The following is an 18,360-nucleotide window of genomic DNA, read 5'->3' as shown; positions in this document are numbered from 1 at the left end:
CCGTGCGCGTTACGGTCCAGAGGTGATCTGGGACCGCATCGCCACTCTGCCGCTCGTCATCGACGGCTATGCCCTGGAGCGGCTCGACGCCGCCGGATACGACCGCACGACGACCCAGTTCCGGTTGTCCGGCGCCGGCGAGGAGGGCGTGGGCGAGGACGTCGGCCTGTTCGACGAGGGCGGCGAGGCGCTGCACGCCGCGGGCCCGTATCTCGAGCTGCGCGGCGACTGGACGCTGGCGAGCTTCTGCGCGCACCTGGCGACCGTCGACCAATGGCAGGTGGCGCCGCCGGAGTGGGAGATGGCCCGCTCGTGGCGCAACTGGGCCTTCGAGTCCGCCGCCCTGGACCTCGCGCTGCGTCAGGCCGGCGTCTCGTTGCCCGAGGCGCTCGGGTTGGAGCCGCGACCGGTGCGCTTCGTCAACTCGCTCGGGCTCGGCGATCCACCGTCCGCCGCGCTGATCGCGGACCGCTTCACGCAGCACCCGACGGTCGGCTTCAAGCTCGACGCTGCGGCGTCCTGGGACGAGGCGATCGTGGCCGACCTCGCCGCGCTGGGCTGCGTCGCCACGGTCGACTTCAAGGGCCGCTACGGGCTCGAGGTCGAAGACGAGGCCGCGTTGATCGCGATGTACCGCGTCGTGTTGTCCGCGTTTGGAGCTGCGTTGTTCGAGGACCCGCACGAGCTGCCGGAGGTCGAGGCGCTGCTCGACCCGGTCCGCGACCGGCTCTCGCTGGACGCGCCGATCCACCGCGCCGCGGACATCTCGACCCCCACGATCAACGTCAAGCCGTCACGCATCGGCGGCCTGCAACCGCTCTTTGAGATCTACGAGCACTGCGCCGCGCACGACGTCGTCATGTACGGCGGGGGAATGGGCGAGCTCGGGGTCGGACGCGGCCAGATCGAGCTGCTCGCCGCCCTGTTTCACCCCGATTCGCCGAACGACGTCGCGCCGTCGGCGTTCAACGAGCCCGAGATCCCGGACGGCCTGCCGGCGAGCCCGCTGGTCTTCGCCGACCTCGAGCCCGGCTTTCGCCCGACGCCGCGCGGCGGCTAGGCCGGCGCGGGGAGGACCGTCCGCGCCGCCGCGGCGAGGGCACGGGCGGCGACGCCCGGCATGTCGAGCGCGCCGGCCTGCGCGGCAGCCTCGAGGAGCGTCGCGCGCCCGTTCTCCTCATCGCCGCGATCGGCCAGGAGCTCGCCGAGGCGCATGAGCGCGATCGTCGCACGTGGCCGCGCGCCGATTCGCAGGTTCTCTCCTACGGCGCGACGGAGGCGCCACTCGGCCTCGTCGTGGCGCCCGAGCGTGCTCGCCAGCCGGCCGACGAAGTATTCCGCCGAGCCCAGGCAGAGCCCGCCGCGGGCGACGACCGGGAACAGGCGCGCGTGCGGGGCGAGCTTGGCATGCAGGATCGCGGCTGAGTCCTCGTCGCCGAGCAGCGCGACGGCCTCGCCGAGATCGCACAGCACGTGCCAGTTGACCGTGTCCGGGAGATTCCGGCCGCCGTCACGCAGCATTTCGGCCACGACCTCCCGCGCGCCGTCGTCGCGTCCGGTACCCGCGTCGACGTACGCCAGATAGGTCAGCCACGCCCACGGCTGCGCCGAGGCGGCCGCCTGTTCGGCGAACCAGTCGCGATCGGTCTCATGCAGCCAGCCGCGGAGGTCCAGCGTCGACTGTTGCTGCGCCTTCACGAGCCACGGCGCCATCTGGTCGCCGGCGCGTTGCGCGAGTTCGAGCGCCCGCTCGCCGAGCCGCTGTGCGTCCTGCCAGCGTCCGTCGAGCTGGGCGAGCGCGGAGCGCCACAGCGGGTCGTACCAGCCGTAGTGCGGGAGCCCGACCGCGTCCGCGAGTGGTGTGTACGCGTCGATCTCCCCCTCGAGCGCGTGGCGGTCGCCGAGCTCCATCAGGTCCACGACGCGCCAGTTGCGTCCCTGGAGCGCGCCCTCGCGGTCGCCCGCGGCGGTCGCGGCCTCGATCATCTCGGTCGCGGCGGCGAGACGGTCGTCGATCCGCCCCGGGGTCCAGCACGCGACCCGCAGCGCGTTGAGCGCCGCCGCGAGCGCCGCGGGGTCCTTCGATGCGCGCGCGTCTTGCACCGCGCGCACACTCAGCGCCTCCGCGCTCGCCCGGTCCGGGTAGTAGCGCTCGATCGCCAGCCGCGCCCGCAGGCGCGCCGCGAGCGCCGTCTCGTGGGCGGGAAGCTGCTCCAGTGCCTCGTCGAGTGGCCGGGTCACCGACGCGTCCGGCGCCGCCACGAGCACGCCGAGCCCGCCATGGCCGAGCGCGGCGCGGGCGAGCAGCACCGGGTCACGCCGCGCACGCGCGAGCCCGACGACCGCGGCGAACGCCGCCCGGGCCGCGGCGCGGCAACCGGCACGATCCTGCGCGGCACCCAGCGCGAGCAGGACCTCCGCTCGATCGAACGCAAAGTCGGCCGCGCCGTCGCCGCCCACTGCGGGCCGCTGCGCCGCCGCGCCATCGCCGCCCACTCCGGGCCGCCGCGGCGCCACCTGGTCGCGTATGCCCGCGGCCGCGACCCTCTCGCGACTCCTTCGCGCCACTTCCAGCGCGGCCTCGTAGTGTGCGGCCGCGTCGGCGTAGGCGAGCATCGCTTCGGCCTGGCGGGCGGCGGCGAGCTCGGCCCGGATGCGGCGCTCCGGGGGCGCGAGTGGGCCCGCGGCGCGCAGGTGTCTCGCGATCTCGGCGGCGTGGCCGTCCGTCAGGGCGTCTGCGATCTCGAGGTGCAGGCGCCCGAGCCGGGAGGCCGGCAACTCTGCGAGGAGCGTGTCCACGATCAGCGCGTGGGCGAACGCGAACCGGCGCTCGCACACGGGCGCGACGAGGCCGGCGGCGGTGGCGTCGGCGAGGCCGTCCAGCGTTTCGTCGTCGAGCGCGAGCGGCTCGAACTCGAGACCCTGGGCCGCGCCCGCCTCGTGGGCGCGTCGGGCGGACGCCGGCAGACGGCTGAGCCGGCGGCCGATCACCGCGCGGACTCCCGGCGGCGGCGCGGCGCTCGTGCCGCGCTCGGCTTCGTCGCGCAGCAACTCGTCCAGGAAGAACGGGTTGCCGCCCGTGCGCTCGCGGTATGCGGCGGCATCACCGGTCGCGTCGTGGCGGGCGACGACGGCCGCGACGGCGTCCTGGTCGAGGCCCGTCAGGGCGATGTGGAGGAGCGGGCCTTCGCGGCGGAGGTCGGCGAGCGTCAGTGCGGCGGCGGCGCTCAGCTCCGCGTCGCGCATCGAGATCGCTACGAGCAGCCGCGCGCCACCCGCCATGCGCACGACGTGCCGGAGCAGCAGCAGCGAGTCCGGATCGGCCCAGTGCAGGTCGTCGAGGACGAGCAGGACCGGGCGCTCGGCCGCGGTCTCCTCGAGCAACCCGCGCACGGCTTCGAAGGCGCGGTAGCGGTCGCCCGCGGCGTCGGCGGGCTCCGCCGCCGGCGACGGCAGCAGCCGCGCGAGCGCCCCGTCGCCGAGCCGTCGCTCGCGCTCGATCGGGTCGAGCCCGGCGAGGTGGCGCTCGAGTGCCTCGACCCACGGCTGATACGGCAGCAGCCCATGCTCGTCGCTGCGCCCGAACAGGATCGCCGCGCCGTCGGCGTGCGCATGGCGGGCCAGCTCACCGAGCAGCGTCGTCTTGCCGATCCCCGGCTCCCCGGTCGCGACCGCGATCCGCAACGTTCCCGAACGGACCTCGTCCCACGTCGCTCGCAGGCGGGTGAGCGGCGCCTCGCGACCTTCCGGCCGTACGGTGCGGGCGAGCGGCGCCGGGAGTGCGGGCTGCGCGGTCGGCGCGACGGCGCCGACGCGCCCGCGGCGCACCTGCTCGACCAGCGCCCGCGTCTCGACGCACGGCGGCACACGCAGCTCGCGCCGCAACCGCTCGGCGAGCACGTCGGCTGCCGCCAGCGCGGCGGGGCGGTCACCGGCCGCGGCGAGGAGCCGGATCAGATCGCGATGCCCCGCCTCGCCCAGGGGCTCGTGCTCGATCCGCCGCCGCGTCCACGCGATCGCGCCGGCGACGTCCTCCGCCTCGTCCGTGAGCGCCGCGAGCACCGCCGCGACGTCGGCGTGATGCTCGTCGCGCGCCCGCAACACCCAGTCGGCGTCCAAGCCGGCGAGCAGCTCGCGCCGCGCGCCGCGAAAGTCGACTTTGTCGTGTAGAGCACGAGTAAGTCGACTCTCGCCGTACCCGGCGAGGCGGGCGCGGTCCTCAAGACGATCCGCCGCCCGGAACCGGAGGAGGTCGACCTCGGCGCGCAGCAACACCGCCTCGCGCGTCGCGATCACTGGTTCGGCGGGCGAGAACGCCCTCCGCAGCTCGTACACCGCGTCGCGCAAGGTCTTGCGCGCGCTCGCCTCGGCGACGTCGGGCCGCAGCAGCCCCGCCAGGCGCTGGCGCGAGTGCGCGCCGGGGTGCACCGCGAGATACGCGAGCAGCTCTCGCGCGCGGGCGTCGGCGGGAAGCGCGATGCGGGTCCCATCAACCGTCGCCGACAAGCCACCGAGCACCGAGATGAGAACAACATGGGAGTCGATTGTTCAACAATCCCATCGAACCACGCGCGGCGGGAGGGAGGAGGCTCCCGAACCCGGCGTGCGGGTGACCACACCGTCGGACGCGGGACGCGCAGCGGGACGATCGCGGGACGCACGCCGCGGAAGCTGCTCGCCATGACCGTGATCGTCTCTCCTCCCACCGGCGCTGAGCAGGCCGGAGCACTCGCCGAACGCGTCTTCGGCGCCGCGCTCGCCACGTTCGACCTCGCGTGCATCCACATCGGCCATCGTGTCGGGCTCTACGACGCCCTCAGCACCTCGGAGCCGCGGACCGCCGCGCAGATCGCCGAGCGCGCCGGGACCGACGAGCGCTACACCCGCGAGTGGCTCGAGCAGCAGGCCGCAACCGGCATCATCGACTGCGTCGACGCGAACGCCAAGCCGCTCGAGTTCACGCTCCCCGAAGGCCACGCGCTCGCGCTGCGCGATCCGAAGAGCCTCGCGTCGGTCGCCGGGTTCGCCCGCGCGACGATCGGCGCGCTCTCGGCGCTGAACCTGGTGGTCGACGCCTTCCGCACCGGCGCCGGCGTCCCGTACGCCTACTACGGCGCGGACATGCGCGAGGGCATCGCCGACACCAACCTGCCGATGTACACCCACCTGCTCCCGGACTGGCTCCGGGCGATCCCGGACGTCCACGCCCGCCTGCGGGAGCCCGGCGCCCACGTCGCCGACATCGCGTGCGGCATCGGCCACTCCACGCGCGCGATCGCCGGCGCCTACCCGCACGCCCGCGTCGACGGCTTCGACGAGGACGAGGCCTCGATCGAGCGCGCCCGCGCCCTCGCCACCGAGCGCACCCGCTTCTACGTGCAGGACGCCAGCGACCCCTCACTGGCCGGCAGCTACGACCTGGTGACGATCTTCCAGGCCGTCCACGACATGAACCACCCGGTCGAGGCGCTCACCACCGCGCACGGGCTGCTCGCGCCGCACGGCGCGCTGATCGTCGCCGACCAGAAGGTCCCGCACGCGTTCAGCGCCCCGAGCGAGGACCCGATGGAGCGGCTCTCTTACGGCTTCAGCGTGCTGCATTGCCTGCCCGTCGGCCGGATCGACCATGACGCCGCGGCTACCGGCACCGTGATGCGCCCGCACACGCTCGAGGTCTACGCGCGCGAGGCCGGCTTCGCCGGCGTCGAGATCCTCGACATCGAGAACGACTTCTGGCGGTTCTACCGGCTTAGGCCGCGAGCGTGAGCTGCTCGACCTCGGCCTCGACGGCCCCGAGGTTCGGGCGGGCGAGGTAGAAGCCCTGGCCGCAGCCGACGGCCAGGCCCTTCAGGCAGCAGAGCTCGCTCTCGTTCTCGATGCCCTCGCTGACGACGACGGCACCGACGTCCGCGGCGAAGGCGACGATCGCCGACGCCAGCGACTGGCGGACCGGGTCGCCGTCGATCCCGCACACGAGCGTCCGGTCGAGCTTGAGGATGTCCGGATTGACGCGGGTGACGTGCCGGAACGAGGCAAAACCCGAGCCGACGTCGTCCACCGCGACGCGGACGCCGAGCGCCCGGAGGCGGTCGAGCGAGGCCGAGAGCGCGACGTAGTCCTCGACCGGCTGGTGCTCGGTGATCTCGACCACGAGCGGGCGGCCGGTGTGGTGCGCGGCGATCTCGAACGCGAGGTCGTCGTGCTCCAGGACCGCCGGCGACACGTTCAACGCCAGGTAGCGGCCGGCCGGCAGGCGGGTGCGCTCGCAGTCGAGCGCCTGCCGGATCACGGACATCTCGAGCGCGACGCCCATGTCGACGGCGTGGGCGTCGAGGAAGCAGCGCTCGGTCGGGATCGGCTCGCCGTCGGCGCCGGTGAAGCGCGCCAGCGCCTCGGCGCCGACGACGCGGCCGGACGCGAGGTCCACGATCGGCTGGAAGGCGACACCGAGGCCGTCGCCGTCGATCAGCGCCTGGACGCGGGCCTGGACGCGCTCGCGGCGCTGCTGGTCGAAGGTGGCCGCCTCCTGCGCGACGCGTGCCCGTTCGCGCTCGGCGACGAGGTTCGCGGTCAGTTCCTCCTCGAACTCGCGCAGCTTCTCGGCGACCGCGATGAAGCCGATCAGCAGGCCGACGGCGGGAACGGCGAACTGGCCCGCCCGCAGCGCGAGGCTCGCCCACCAGGCGCCCTCGAAGCTCTGCGGCGCGAGGACGTAGGCGAACGCGTCCAGGGCGGAGAGGGCCATCATCGCCGTCACGCACATGTCGGCCCAGGACACCGCGCCGCCGGCGCGCCGCCACCACAGAACGGCGACGCCGGCTTGCGCGGCCACGATGACGGCAACCAGCGCACGCATCGTGGGGGAGAACCCGCTGCTCGACGCGAGCTCGCCGAACGGGGTGGAGACAACGGCGGCCCAGGCGAGGAGGAGGACACCCAGGCCGCCGAAGATGAGCAAGGAACGCAGCTTCGGCGCCCAGCCGGCCAGCGCGAACCCCGCGGCGGCCAGCAGCGCGACATGCCAGAGCAGGTAACGAGCGGCACCGGCGTCGGCGTTCATGCCGACGGGCGCGCCGCCGGGGAAGAGGCTCGGCTGCGAGAAGAGGGTCAGCGCGAGGCCGACGAGGGCGAGCGTCGTGCCGACCGACATCCAGGCGAGGCGGCCGTCGCCGGTCGCCTTCGCCGAGGCGAAGAGCAGATGGCTCATCAGCGCGGCGCACACGATCCCCAGCGTCAGGCATGCCGGGACGACGGCACTGGACCGGCCGTCACCGCCGAAGAACGGGATGGAGGCGGCGATCAAGGCCATGACGAGCGTCGCTCCGAGCAGCCGGAGGGTCACGGAAACGGACGGGCGGGCGGTCAGCAATGGAGACATGTGGGCCTTGTCTGGGGTGCGCGCTGGACACCAGTCCCAAACGCATCCCGGTGTCCAGACTTGCGCGTACAGACCAAACTGACTTTGTTGCCAGTTGCACAATGTCGGTGATAGGGTTCGCGTCAGCCGAACCCTGGAGGATCTGCCGCGATGACCGTCACGAACCCCGCTCTTCCGCTCTCCGCCGCGGAAATCGTGCGCACGTGCCTGCCACTGGAACAGGCGACGATGCTGCCCGGCGCGGCCTACACGGACTACGGGGTCTTCGAATGGGAGCGTGCCAACTTCTTCGCCAGGGGCTGGATCTGTGCGGGGCATGTCGAGCAGGTCGCGCGGCGCGGCGACTTCCTGACAGTCGAAGCCGGCGGGGAGAACGTCCTCGTCATCGGCGATGACGACGGCCTGCCGCGCGCCTTCCTGAACACCTGCCGCCACCGCGGGGCGCGGCTCGTGGTGGCGCCCTCCGGGACGTTGCGGCGCATCCAGTGCTCCTACCACGCCTGGACCTACGGCTTCGACGGGAGCCTGAAGAACGCGCCCTTCACGGACGGCCTGCAGGACTTCGACCCGAAGTGCTTCGCGCTGCACGAGGTCCGGCTGGCGGTGGTCGAGGGGCTCGTCCTGCTCGACCTCAGCGGCGAGGCGCCGCCGCCGCAGGCCCACATCGGCGACCTCGCCCCGCTGCTCGCGAAGTACCGCAACGCCGACCTCAAGCGCGGCGCGCGAATCGTCTACGACGTCGACGCCAACTGGAAGGCGATCGGCGAGAACTACAGCGAGTGCCTGCACTGCCCAGGTGTGCATCCGGAGCTCAACCGGCTCTCGCACTATCTGAGCGGCGAGTCGATCGAGGGCGCCGGGCTGTGGTGCGGCGGGTCGATGACGCTCGCGCCCGGCGTGGAGGACATGACGGTCGACGGAGCGCGGGTGCGCGAACCGATCGCGGGTGTCGACGTCCGGTCGATCCTCTACTTCCTGATCTTCCCGAACACGCTGGTCTCGCTGCACCCGGACTACGTGATGCTGCACACGCTGTGGCCGAAGTCGCCGGAGCGCACCGAGGTCGTGTGCGAGTGGTTCTTCGAGCCCGAGGCGATCGCCGCGCCGGACTTCGACCCGACCGACGCCGTCGAGTTCTGGGACCAGGTCAACCGGGAGGACTGGGAGGTCTGCGCCCTCACGCAGCGCGGGATGGAGTCGCGCTCGTTCACGCCCGGCCGCTACACGACGCAGGAGGACGACGTGCACACCTTCGACGTGATGATCGCCGAGCGCTACTTGGAGGCCTTGCGATGACTGGCTCCGACTTCGATGCGATCGTCGTCGGCGGCGGCCACAACGGCCTGACGGCAGCGGCATATCTCTCGCGCGCGGGCCTGCGCGTGTGCGTGCTCGAGCGCCGCGAGCTGCTCGGCGGCGCGTGCGTGACCGAGGAGATCTCGCCGGGGCGGCGCGTGTCGCGCGCGTCGTACGTCGTCTCGATGCTGCGCCCGCAGGTCGTCGCCGACCTCGAGCTCAAGCGCTTCGGCTACGACCCGATCCCGCTCGACCCGCCGTTTGCCACCTTCGCCGCCGACGGCACGCCGATCCTCTTCCACAACGACGACGCGAAGGCCCGCAAATCGCTCGCCCGCGTCTCCCCGCGCGACGCGGCGAAGATGCCCGAGTTCGACGCGATGATGGAGCGCGTCGCCGACGTCCTGCGGCCGATGATGCTGCGCCCACCGCCGGCGCTGGGCTCCAGGCATCCCGGCGACGTGCTCGAGCTGCTGCGCGAGGCGGGGCGGGCGGCGGGCCTGTCACGACGCGGGTTGCAGGACCTCTACCGCGTGATGACGATGTCCGTCGGCGACCTGCTCGACGACTGGTTCGAGAACGATGCGTTGAAGGGCGCCTACGCGTCGACCGGCGTGGTCGGCGTGTGGGCGGGTCCGCGAACGCCCGGCACGGCCTACAACCTGCTGCACCACGAGCTCGGCGAGCTGGACGGCGTCGGCGGCGCGTGGGGGCACGTGAAGGGCGGCATGGGGGCGATCTCCGAGGCGATCGCGGCCTCCGCCCGCGCGTTCGGGGCGAACGTGCGAGTCGATGCCGCGGTCGCGTCGATCGACGTGGCCGGCGGGCGAGTGACCGGCGTGACGCTCGAGGACGGAGAGTCCATCACCGCCCCGATCGTCCTGTCGGGCGCCCATCCCAAGACCACGGTGCTGGAGCTGGTGGGCGGCGAGCACTTCCCCGAGGAAGTGGTCACCGACATGGAGCGCTACCGCTCCCGCGGCGGTTCCGTGAAGGTCAACTGGATCCTGAGCGAGCCGCCGGACTTCCCTGATCCGGCGCTGCTGCACACGTCGCTGGCGATCTGCCCGTCGATCGATTACCTCGAGCGCGCATGGCAGGACGCGACGCTCGGCAAGCCCGCCGCCGGCCCGTACATCGAGGTCGAGGTGCCGACCGCGATCGACCCGTCGCTGACCGACGACGGCACGACGGTGATGACGATGTTCACCCAGTACGGCCCGCACGACGAGGCCGGCTGGCCGGACGGCGCGCGCGAGGCCTACGCGCAGCGCTGCCTGGACATCGTGGCCGAGTACGCGCCGAACGTGCGCGAGAACGTCCTGCACTACGAGGTGCTCGCCCCGCCCGATCTGGAGCGGATCTTCGGCCTCGTGGGCGGGTCGATCTTCCAGGGCGAGCAGGGCCTGGACCAGATGGCGTTCATGCGCCCGTCGCCGCTGCTCTCCCGCTACGCCACGCCCGTCCACGGCCTGTATCTGTGCGGCGCGGGCACGCACCCGGGTGGCGGCGTGATCGCCGCCGCGGGCCACAACGCGGCCCAGCGGGTGCTCAAGGACCGGAGGAAGCGCCGCTTCACTGAACGTCCGTTCAAGGCACTGAGCCGAGCTTGACACGATAGTCACAAAGGTGCAGGATCGAGGAGTCTTGAACGAGCCTTCAGGACTGTCGCGGAGGAGGTTGCTCGCAGGCGCGGGCGCATTGCTCGCGGGAGCGGGCCTGACCGGCTGCGAGAACACCACGACCCCGGTCGCGACCGCCGAGGGCTCGTCGGGCAAGGGGATCATGGGCGATCCCACCGCCGGCGGGCCGGTCGACGCCGCCGGCATCCCGCTCTCCCGCCACGACTACCCGGTGACGTTGCCGAAGGTGGGCGACGCGGTGAAGGCGGGCAAGCCCGAGAGCGGCGGCGAGCTGCAGATCTACAACTACGCCGACTACCTGAACCCGGAGGTCATCAAGGCCTTCGGCAAGCAGGAGAACGTGTCCGTGCGGGTGACGACGTTCAACTCGCTCGACGAGGCGTTCACCAAGCTCTCGACCGGCCGCCTGAAGTTCGACGTCATCTTCACCGCGCCCGATCACCTCTCGCGGCTGGTGGGGAGCAAGCTCGTCCAGCCGCTGAACCTCGAGCTCGTGCCGAACCTGCACAGCGAGGTCTGGCCGGAGCTGCAGAACCCCTTCTACGACGTCGGGCCGCGCTATTCGGTGCCCTACACGCTCTACACGACCGGGATCGGGTGGCGCAACGACAAGCTCGGGGACTTCGATCCCGAGCAGCTGGGGTGGGAGTCGTTCTGGAAGTCCGAGGCCTTCCGCGGGCGGGTGGGCATCCTCGACGACTCGCGCGAGGCGCTCGGGATGGCGCTGATGCGCCGCGGCGTCACCGACCTCAACACCGAGGACCCGGCCCAGCTCAAGCGCGCGTCCGACGACCTGAAGGAGCTCAACCAGATCGCACGCGTGAAGGTGACGATCACGGGCTACGAAACGCTGCCGGCCGGGCGCATGTGGCTCAACCAGGTCTGGTCCGGCGACATGCTCAACGCCGTCATCTCCTACCTGCCGTCCGGCACGACGGGCGACGTGCTCTCGTACTGGTACCAGAAGGCGGGCGGGCCGGTGTTCAACGACTGCATGTGCATCGGCGCGGAAGCCGAGAAGCCGGTGCTCGCCCACCGGTTCATGAACTACCTGCTGGACCCGAAGAACGCCCTGGAGAACTTCGTCGGCTACGTCGGCTATCAGCCGCCGATCACCAAGATCGACGCCGACGCCCTGTTCGCACAGGAGCTCCTCCCGGAGAACCTGCGCAACTGCGTCGTCACCCGCGAGGACTACGCCAACGGCAACGCCTACCTGGCGCTGACCGCGAACGGGCGCCGCGCGTGGGACCAGAACTGGGACGCGTTCCGCAACGGATGAAGCGCGCCTGGGCCCTCTTGACGTTGCCGGGAATGGCGTGGCTGGCCGCGTTCTTCCTCGTCGCCTTCTACGCGGTAGTCGCGGTCGGGCTGGGGAACATCACCGACCTCTACGAGCCGGTCCCGCACTGGAACCCGCTTGACTGGAACGTCGGCTACCTCTGGCAGGCGGTGCAGGACGTCGTCCCCGGCGGGCGGACGTGGGACGTCTTCGCGCGCACGCTGTTCTATGTCGTGGTCGCCGTGCTGCTCTCGCTGGCGATCGGCTACCCCGTCGCGTACTACGTGTCCCGCCAGGCGCACGGGCGGACCAAGGCACTGCTGCTCGTGCTGCTGGTCGCGCCGTTCTGGATCTCGTACCTGATGCGGATGTTCGCCTGGACGAACCTGCTGGCGACCGGCGGGTACGCGGCGGACGTGTTGAACGCGCTCTCGATCGACAAGCTGTTCTCGTCGCTCGGGCTGCTGGACGGCGACGACTGGCTCGGCGGGCAGCCGATCGCCGTGATCCTCGGGCTGGTCTACGGCTACGTGCCGTACCTGATCCTGCCGCTCTACGCGTCCTTGGACCGGATCGACCAGCGCTTGATCGAGGCGGCGCGGGACCTCGGCGCGCCGCCGTCGGCCGCGTTCCGGCGCGTGGTGCTGCCGCTCTCGAAGGCGGGGACGCTCGGCGGGATCGTCCTGATCGCCCTGCCGATGTTCGGCGACTACTACACGCCCGACCTGATGTCGGGCTCGCCGAAGACGGCGATGCTCGGCAACACGATCAACAACTACGTCCAGGGCGGGCCGGACAAGGCGAAGGGCGCCGCGTTGACGCTGCTGTTGAGCGCGTTCCTGCTGATCTTCATGCTCTATTACCTGCGGACCTTGCGTCGGGAGGAGCCCGCGTGAGGCGCGGTCGAGTCCTCCCGGCCGTGACGTGGATCTACGTCACCTGGTCGCTGCTCCCGGTCCTGCTGGCGATCCGCTTCGCGTTCAACCAGGGACGCTCGCGGACGTCGTCGCAGGGCTTCTCGCTGCGCTGGTTCTGGACGGACCCGACGCTGAGCGTGCGCAACGACCCGACGCTGTGGGCCGCGCTGCAGCACTCGCTCGTGCTCGCGGGACTGGCGATGCTGATCGCGACGCCGCTCGGCACGGCGCTGGCGATCGGGCTGCAGCGCTGGCGCGGGCGCGGCTCGGGCGTGTCGAACATCCTGATGCTGCTGCCGCTCGTGACGCCCGAGCTCGTCTTCGCCGTCGGCCTCTTCCTGCTCTTCACGAGCGCGTTCGGGTTCATCGGGCTGGGCACGACGGCGCAGGTGATCGGGCACGTGACGTTCTCTTTGAGCTGGGTCGTGCTGATCGTGCGCGGGCGGCTGGTGATGATCGGCAACGACGTCGAGGAGGCCGCGGCGGACCTCGGCGCGCCGCCGTGGCAGGTGCTGCGGCGGGTCCTGTTGCCGCTGCTGGCGCCGGCGATCGCGGCGGCGCTCTTGAGCACGTTCGCGCTCTCGATCGACGACTTCGTGGTCGCGCAATACATGGCGAGCGGGGCGGACACGACGACGGTCCCGATGCGGATCTACGCCACCGCACGGGCGGCGCCGACGCCCGCCCTGAACGCGCTGGCCACGGTCATGCTGGTGTTCTCGCTACTGGCGCTGACCCTGGCGTGGCTGCTGTTCAAGCGCTTGTCGCGCGGTCAGGAGGCGGGCGTGGGGACGTTCGCGGCGGGGACGGCGCAGTGAGCCGCGGCCAGATCGACCTCGACCAGCTCTTCAAGCGCTACGGCGACGTCGTCGCCGTCGACGGCATCGACCTGCACATGCCGGGCGGCGAGTTCTTCACGATGCTCGGCCCGTCGGGCTGCGGCAAGACGTCGACGCTGCGGCTGATCGCGGGGTTCGAGCAGCTGGACTCGGGCGCGATCAAGCTCGACGGCGTCGACATGGCGCACAAGCCGCCGCACAAGCGGCCCGTCAACACGGTCTTTCAGTCCTACGCGCTCTTCCCGCACATGACCGTGGCCGAGAATGTGGCGTTCGGGCTGCGCTACCAGAAGGTGGGCAAGGCGGACGCGGCGCGGCGGGTGGGCGAGGCGATGGAGATGGTCCAGCTCGGCGGCTTGGAGGCGCGCCGGCCGGGACAGCTCTCGGGTGGCCAGCAGCAGCGCGTCGCGCTGGCGCGGGCGATCGTGCTGGAGCCGCCGGTGCTGCTGCTCGACGAGCCGCTAGGGGCGTTGGACGCCCGCCTGCGGGTCGATCTGCAGGTCGAGCTCAAGCGGATCCAGGAGACGCTCGGGATCACGTTCGTCTACGTCACCCACGACCAGGACGAGGCGCTGACGATGAGCGACCGGGTCGCGGTCATGCGCAACGGGCGGGTGGAGCAGTGCGGCGAGCCACGGGTCCTCTACGAAGCGCCCGAGACCGCGTTCGTGGCCAACTTCCTCGGCGCGTCGAACCTGATCCCCGCGGTGGTCTCCGGCGGCGGGTTGCAGGTCGGGGAGTTCGCGTTGCGCGCCGACGTCAACGGCCAGACCGGCGACGCGCTGGCGATGATCCGGCCGGAGCGGGTGCGGTTGGAGCCGCACGGCGCCGGCGGCGAGAACCGGGTGCCGGGGATGGTCGAGGCCGTCGTCTACCTCGGCTTCCATCAGGACGTGCGGGTGCGGCTGGCTTCGGGCGCGCTGGTGCGCTGCGACGTCCCGAACGACGGCACGCCGGTCGAGCATGCGTCCGGTGACCCCGTGTCCGTGCACCTGCCCGCCGAGTGTCTGCGGGTGCTGGAGCCATGAGGCGCCGCGAGGAGCTCGTGACCGCGGCGCGGCGGGTGATCGGGCGCGACGGCTTCGCGGCGGCGACGGTCGGCACCATCACCCGCGAGGCGGGCGCGTCGCTGGGGCTGCTCAACTACCACTTCGACTCCAAGGACGACGTCGTCGCGGAGGCGTTCGCGGCCGCCGCGCACGAGGATCTGGCCGCCTTGGAGGCGATCTCGCGGCGCTTCGAGGCGCCGCCGGACCGCTTGGCCGCGTACCTTGACCAGTCCGAGTGGGCGGACGCGTCGAGCTGGCGGCTGTGGGTGGACGCGTGGGGCGAGTCGGTGCACTCCCCGCTGGTCCGGGACACGCTCGGCCGCTTCGACGTCGGCTGGCGCGCGGTGCTGGCCGAGGTGCTCGAGGATGGCGTGCGCCAGGGCTGCTGGCGCTGCGACGACCCACAGGACACGGCCGCCCGCCTCGTGGCAGTGATCGACGGCATCGGCCTGCACACGACGGTCCACGCCGAGGACGTCCCGCCCGAGCGCGCGGCGGCGTGGGCGCGGCGGCTGGCAGAGCTCGAACTGGGGGTCGCGCTGCCCGAGGCGCCGCCGCCGGTCGTCATCCCGGTCGCCCCGCGCGTCCACTCGACGCGGATCGAGATCCGCGGCCGTGACCTCGACGCCCACGGCCACGTCGATCCGGCCGCGCTGTTCGCGTTCCTCGAGGAGGCCCGCTCGGCCTGGCTCGGCGAGCGCGTGCCGGATGCGGTCGTGACCCACGTCTCCGTCGCCTACCGCCGCCCGCTGGGCCGCGACGCCGTGACGCTCACATGCACGCTCGACACGGTGGGGCGCGTGACCTTCCGTACCCGCGAGACGGTGGCGACCGACGCCGGCGTGGCGGTCGAGGCGGCGACGACCCTTGAGGTTCCCGGTCGCGCGCTGACCGGCGCCGAGCGCGAGGAGCTGGCGAGATGACGCCGCCCCCGCGCCGTGCCACGCCACGCCAGCGTCGACTTTCGTGCGCTCTACGCGAGAAACTCGACGCTCGTGCCACCGACGCGGGCGCTTCGACGCGCGGCTCAGCCCGCCGCGACCCCCAGGTCGGCCGCGACCGCCGCCCAGATCTCTTCCCGCGCCCGCTCGATCGGCATCGCCGGGTCGTCGGTGAGCGCGCGGATGCCGTAGCCGTCGATCAGCGCGAGCACGCGGTCGATCGTCCGCTGCGGGTCCGCGACCGTGAACTCGCCGCTCGCGACGCCCTCCGCGATCGTCTCGCCGAACCACGCGTGCATGCGCGCGTACAGGCGGGCGGCGGTCGGGCGCAATTCAGGGCGGCGGGCGGCATGCAGCCACAGCTCGACCCACAGCAGCCAGTCGTCGCGCAGGGCGCCGTCGGCCGGCAGGCACTGGTCGATCATCGTCCGCACCCGCGCGGCCGCGGGCGCCGGCTCGTCGTCGGGGCCGATGCGGATCGTCCCGGCCAGCTCGTAGGAGTGCTCGAGCGCCTCGGCCAACAGCGCGTCCCGGGAGGCGAAGTGGTAGTGCAGCAGCGAAGGCGACACGCCGGCCTCCTGCGCGATCCGGGCGATCCGGACGTCGTTGATCCCTTCGCGCGCGACGAGCTTGATGGCCGCGTCCAGGATTCGTGCCCGGGCGCTGGCCCGCGCGGCCGCTCTGGCTTCCACCTGAGGGACCCTAGGGCATGACTCCGGGGGAGCGGGCGCGAAGGTTCGTCGACGAACTCCTGATCCCGCGCGAGGTCGACGCGGAGCTGGGGCGGATCATGCCCGAGGACGTCGCGCTGATCAAGCGGGAGGCGCTCGCGCGCGAGATCTCCGGTGGCCTGCACGCGCGCGAGCACGGCGGGCAGGGCTGGTCGCACGTCGAGTGGTTCGAGGTCGAGGAGCAGTTCGGCCGCTCGACCAACGCGCTGTCCTGGCACGTCCCGACCGCCTACAACGTGCTCGCCCACGGGTCGCCGGCGCAGATCGAGCGCTGGCTGAAGCCGGCACTGCGCGGCGAGCTGCACGACGCCTACGCGGTGACGGAGGAGCACGCGGGAAGCGACCCCTCGGGTATCGCGACCACCGCGACCCGTGTGGACGCGGGCTGGCGCATCGACGGCGAGAAGTGGTTCGTCACCTACGGCGACGTCGCGGCGGTCTACATCGTCATGGCGCTGGCGCCGTCACCCACGCTGTTCCTCGTCGAGGCCGGATTGCCGGGCATCGGCGTCGTCGACGACCCGCCCTTCACCCACACCTACCCGCACGGCCACCCGGCGATCCGGTTCGACGGGGTCGTCGTCGGCGAGGACGCCGTGATCGGCGGCATGGGCGGGGGAGACGAGCTGCAGCGGGCGTGGTTCGCCGAGGAGCGGCTCGGGATCGCCGCCCGCGGCTGCGGGGCGATGCTCCGCCTGCTCGAGGAGACCACCGCGTGGGCGATCTCGCGCGAGCAGGGCGGCGCGCGGATCATCGACCATCAAGGCGTGGCGTTCCCGCTCGCGGATTCCGCCGCCGACGCAGCCGCGGGCCGGCTGCTCGGGCTGGAGGTGGCGCGGCTCGCCGACACCGGCGCCGACCCGAAGCTCATCCACGCGAAGGCCTCGATGGCCAAGTTGTTCGTCAGCGAGGCCGCCAACCGCTGCGCCGACCGCTGCCTGCAGATCTTCGGCGGGCGCGGGTATACGCGGACCAACGTCGCCGAGCGCTTCTGGCGCGAACTGCGCGTGGACCGCATCTGGGAGGGCACGAGCGAGATCCAGCGCCTGATCGTCGCCCGCGCCCTCGAACGCCGCGGCGTCGAGCGGGTGATCACATAAAGGGACAGTCCCTTTACCTTCCGGGTGATGGCGGAGAGCCGGCCTCCGCGGCGGCGTCGAGCCTAAAGGGACAGTCCCTTTATCTTTCGCGGCTGCTCGCGCCGCGGTCGATCGCCGTGGTGGGCGCGACGGAGCGGCCCGGCTCCTACGGCGGTGAGGCGCTGCTCAATCTGCAGCGGCTTGGGTTCAGGGGCCGGACGTTTGCGGTCAACCCGCGGCGGTCCTCGGTGCACGGCGTCCGCGCGTATCCGTCGTTGGAGGACCTCCCGGAGGCGCCGGACGCGGTCGTGGTCGCGATTCCGGCCGCCGATGCGCCGGACGTCGTCGCGCGGGCGCGGGTGCTGGGGTGTGGGGGAGCGGTCGTGTTCGCGGCGGGCTTCGCCGAGGCGCGGGAGACCGAGCTGCAGTCGGCGCTCGCGGCCGCGGCGGACGGGCTGCCGGTCTGCGGCCCCAACGGCAACGGGATCGTGTCGCTGCCCGACCGCGTCGCGCTCTGGGGCGACACGATCGAGCCGCGCGAGGCCGGCCCGGTCGCGCTGATCTCGCAGTCCGGCAACGTCGCGGTCAACGCGCTCGCCTCGCGCCGCGGCCTGCGCCTGCACACCGTCGTCTCGTGCGGCAACCAGGCCGTCCTCGACGCGACCGACTTCCTCGAGGCGCTCTGCGAGCGCGACGGCGTCCGGTCGATCGCCCTCTACCTCGAAGCCGACGGCGACGGCGCGCGCTGGTGCGCGGCGCTGGAGAAGGCGGCGGCGGAGGACATCGGCGTGGCGGTCCTGAAGGCGGGGCGCTCGCGGGCGGGCGCGGCGGCCGCGATCGCCCACACGGGCGCGCTCGCGGGCGACCACCGGGTCTTCCGCGCGCTGTTCGAGGAGCTGGGCGCCGCCTGGGCGGAGGACCCGCACGACCTCCTCGAGCTGGCGAAGGCGCTCGCCATGCCGCGCGGGCGCGCGGGCGGCGAGAGCCCGCGGGTGGGCGGCGAGAGCCCGCGGGTAGGCGGCGAGACCGCGCAGGCGGGCGGCGAGACCGCGCAGGCGGGCGGCGAGACCGCGCAGGCGGGCGGCGAGACCGCGCAGGCGGGCGGCGAGACCGCGCAGGCGGGCGGCGAGACCGCGCAGGCGGGCGGCGAGACCGCGCAGGCGGGCGGCGAGACCGCGCAGGCGGGCGGCGAGACCGCGCAGGCG

General features: G+C 72.5%; 14 protein-coding genes. 11 read left to right on the top strand and 3 right to left on the bottom strand.

Going from position 1 to position 18,360, the window contains the following annotated elements; genetic code table 11:
- Positions 1-22: 22 nt before the first annotated feature.
- Positions 23-1,060 carry a hypothetical protein gene (locus OM076_RS17445; RefSeq protein ID WP_270041310.1) on the top strand — a complete coding sequence of 346 codons (1,038 nt, stop codon included), beginning with the start codon at positions 23-25 and terminating at the stop codon, positions 1,058-1,060.
- On the opposite strand, the gene OM076_RS17440 is transcribed toward OM076_RS17445, so the two are convergent.
- On the bottom strand, positions 1,057-4,518 hold the full coding sequence (locus tag OM076_RS17440; RefSeq protein ID WP_270041309.1) for an ATP-binding protein: 3,462 nt from the start codon (positions 4,516-4,518) through the stop codon (positions 1,057-1,059). The two genes, OM076_RS17445 and OM076_RS17440, sit on opposite strands and share 4 nt — an antisense overlap.
- A gap of 162 nt (positions 4,519-4,680) precedes the next feature.
- Between OM076_RS17440 and OM076_RS17435 the strand changes: the two genes are divergently transcribed.
- On the top strand, positions 4,681-5,766 hold the full coding sequence (locus tag OM076_RS17435; protein ID WP_270041308.1) for a class I SAM-dependent methyltransferase: 1,086 nt from the start codon (positions 4,681-4,683) through the stop codon (positions 5,764-5,766).
- Here the strand turns inward: OM076_RS17435 and OM076_RS17430 are convergent.
- On the bottom strand, positions 5,750-7,378 hold the full coding sequence (locus OM076_RS17430; RefSeq protein WP_270041307.1) for an EAL domain-containing protein: 1,629 nt from the start codon (positions 7,376-7,378) through the stop codon (positions 5,750-5,752). The genes OM076_RS17435 and OM076_RS17430 overlap by 17 nt on opposite strands.
- A 150-nt stretch (positions 7,379-7,528) precedes the next feature.
- Between OM076_RS17430 and OM076_RS17425 the strand changes: the two genes are divergently transcribed.
- Genes OM076_RS17425 through OM076_RS17395 form a run of 7 tightly spaced genes read left to right on the top strand, consistent with a single transcriptional unit; the run spans position 7,529 to position 15,327 of the window.
- Positions 7,529-8,674, top strand: coding sequence for an aromatic ring-hydroxylating oxygenase subunit alpha (locus OM076_RS17425; RefSeq protein ID WP_270041306.1), 1,146 nt, complete (start codon positions 7,529-7,531; stop codon positions 8,672-8,674).
- On the top strand, positions 8,671-10,287 hold the full coding sequence (locus OM076_RS17420; RefSeq protein WP_270041305.1) for a phytoene desaturase family protein: 1,617 nt from the start codon (positions 8,671-8,673) through the stop codon (positions 10,285-10,287). Before OM076_RS17425 ends, OM076_RS17420 begins: the two co-directional genes overlap by 4 nt.
- Before the next feature lie 34 nt (positions 10,288-10,321).
- Positions 10,322-11,599: a polyamine ABC transporter substrate-binding protein gene (locus tag OM076_RS17415; protein WP_270041304.1), complete on the top strand. Its 1,278-nt coding sequence runs from the start codon at positions 10,322-10,324 to the stop codon at positions 11,597-11,599.
- Positions 11,596-12,495 carry an ABC transporter permease gene (locus OM076_RS17410; RefSeq protein ID WP_270041303.1) on the top strand — a complete coding sequence of 300 codons (900 nt, stop codon included), beginning with the start codon at positions 11,596-11,598 and terminating at the stop codon, positions 12,493-12,495. Before OM076_RS17415 ends, OM076_RS17410 begins: the two co-directional genes overlap by 4 nt.
- Positions 12,492-13,334, top strand: coding sequence for an ABC transporter permease (locus OM076_RS17405; RefSeq protein WP_270041302.1), 843 nt, complete (start codon positions 12,492-12,494; stop codon positions 13,332-13,334). Before OM076_RS17410 ends, OM076_RS17405 begins: the two co-directional genes overlap by 4 nt.
- Positions 13,331-14,383 carry an ABC transporter ATP-binding protein gene (locus OM076_RS17400; RefSeq protein ID WP_270041301.1) on the top strand — a complete coding sequence of 351 codons (1,053 nt, stop codon included), beginning with the start codon at positions 13,331-13,333 and terminating at the stop codon, positions 14,381-14,383. The genes OM076_RS17405 and OM076_RS17400 overlap by 4 nt, the downstream gene beginning before the upstream one ends.
- Positions 14,380-15,327, top strand: a complete 948-nt coding sequence (locus OM076_RS17395) for a TetR family transcriptional regulator C-terminal domain-containing protein (protein WP_270041300.1) — start codon at positions 14,380-14,382, stop codon at positions 15,325-15,327. Before OM076_RS17400 ends, OM076_RS17395 begins: the two co-directional genes overlap by 4 nt.
- A 104-nt stretch (positions 15,328-15,431) precedes the next feature.
- Here the strand turns inward: OM076_RS17395 and OM076_RS17390 are convergent, their stop codons facing one another.
- A complete protein-coding gene (locus OM076_RS17390) occupies positions 15,432-16,037 on the bottom strand; it encodes a TetR/AcrR family transcriptional regulator (RefSeq protein WP_270041299.1) in 606 nt (201 codons plus the stop codon).
- A 17-nt stretch (positions 16,038-16,054) separates the two neighbouring features.
- Between OM076_RS17390 and OM076_RS17385 the strand changes: the two genes are divergently transcribed.
- Both OM076_RS17385 and OM076_RS17380 read left to right on the top strand, forming a co-directional pair.
- Complete coding sequence (locus OM076_RS17385) at positions 16,055-17,176, top strand: acyl-CoA dehydrogenase family protein (RefSeq protein WP_270041298.1); 1,122 nt, start codon at positions 16,055-16,057, stop codon at positions 17,174-17,176.
- Positions 17,177-17,292: 116 nt separating this feature from the next.
- Positions 17,293-18,360, top strand: a 1,068-nt coding sequence (locus OM076_RS17380) for a CoA-binding protein (RefSeq protein ID WP_270041297.1), incomplete at its 3' end; no start/stop codon positions are given.

It is taken from the genome of Solirubrobacter ginsenosidimutans (assembly GCF_027587205.1).
The sequence above is the reverse complement of the archived record's forward strand: the minus strand, read 5'-3'. Positions and strand labels throughout refer to the sequence as shown.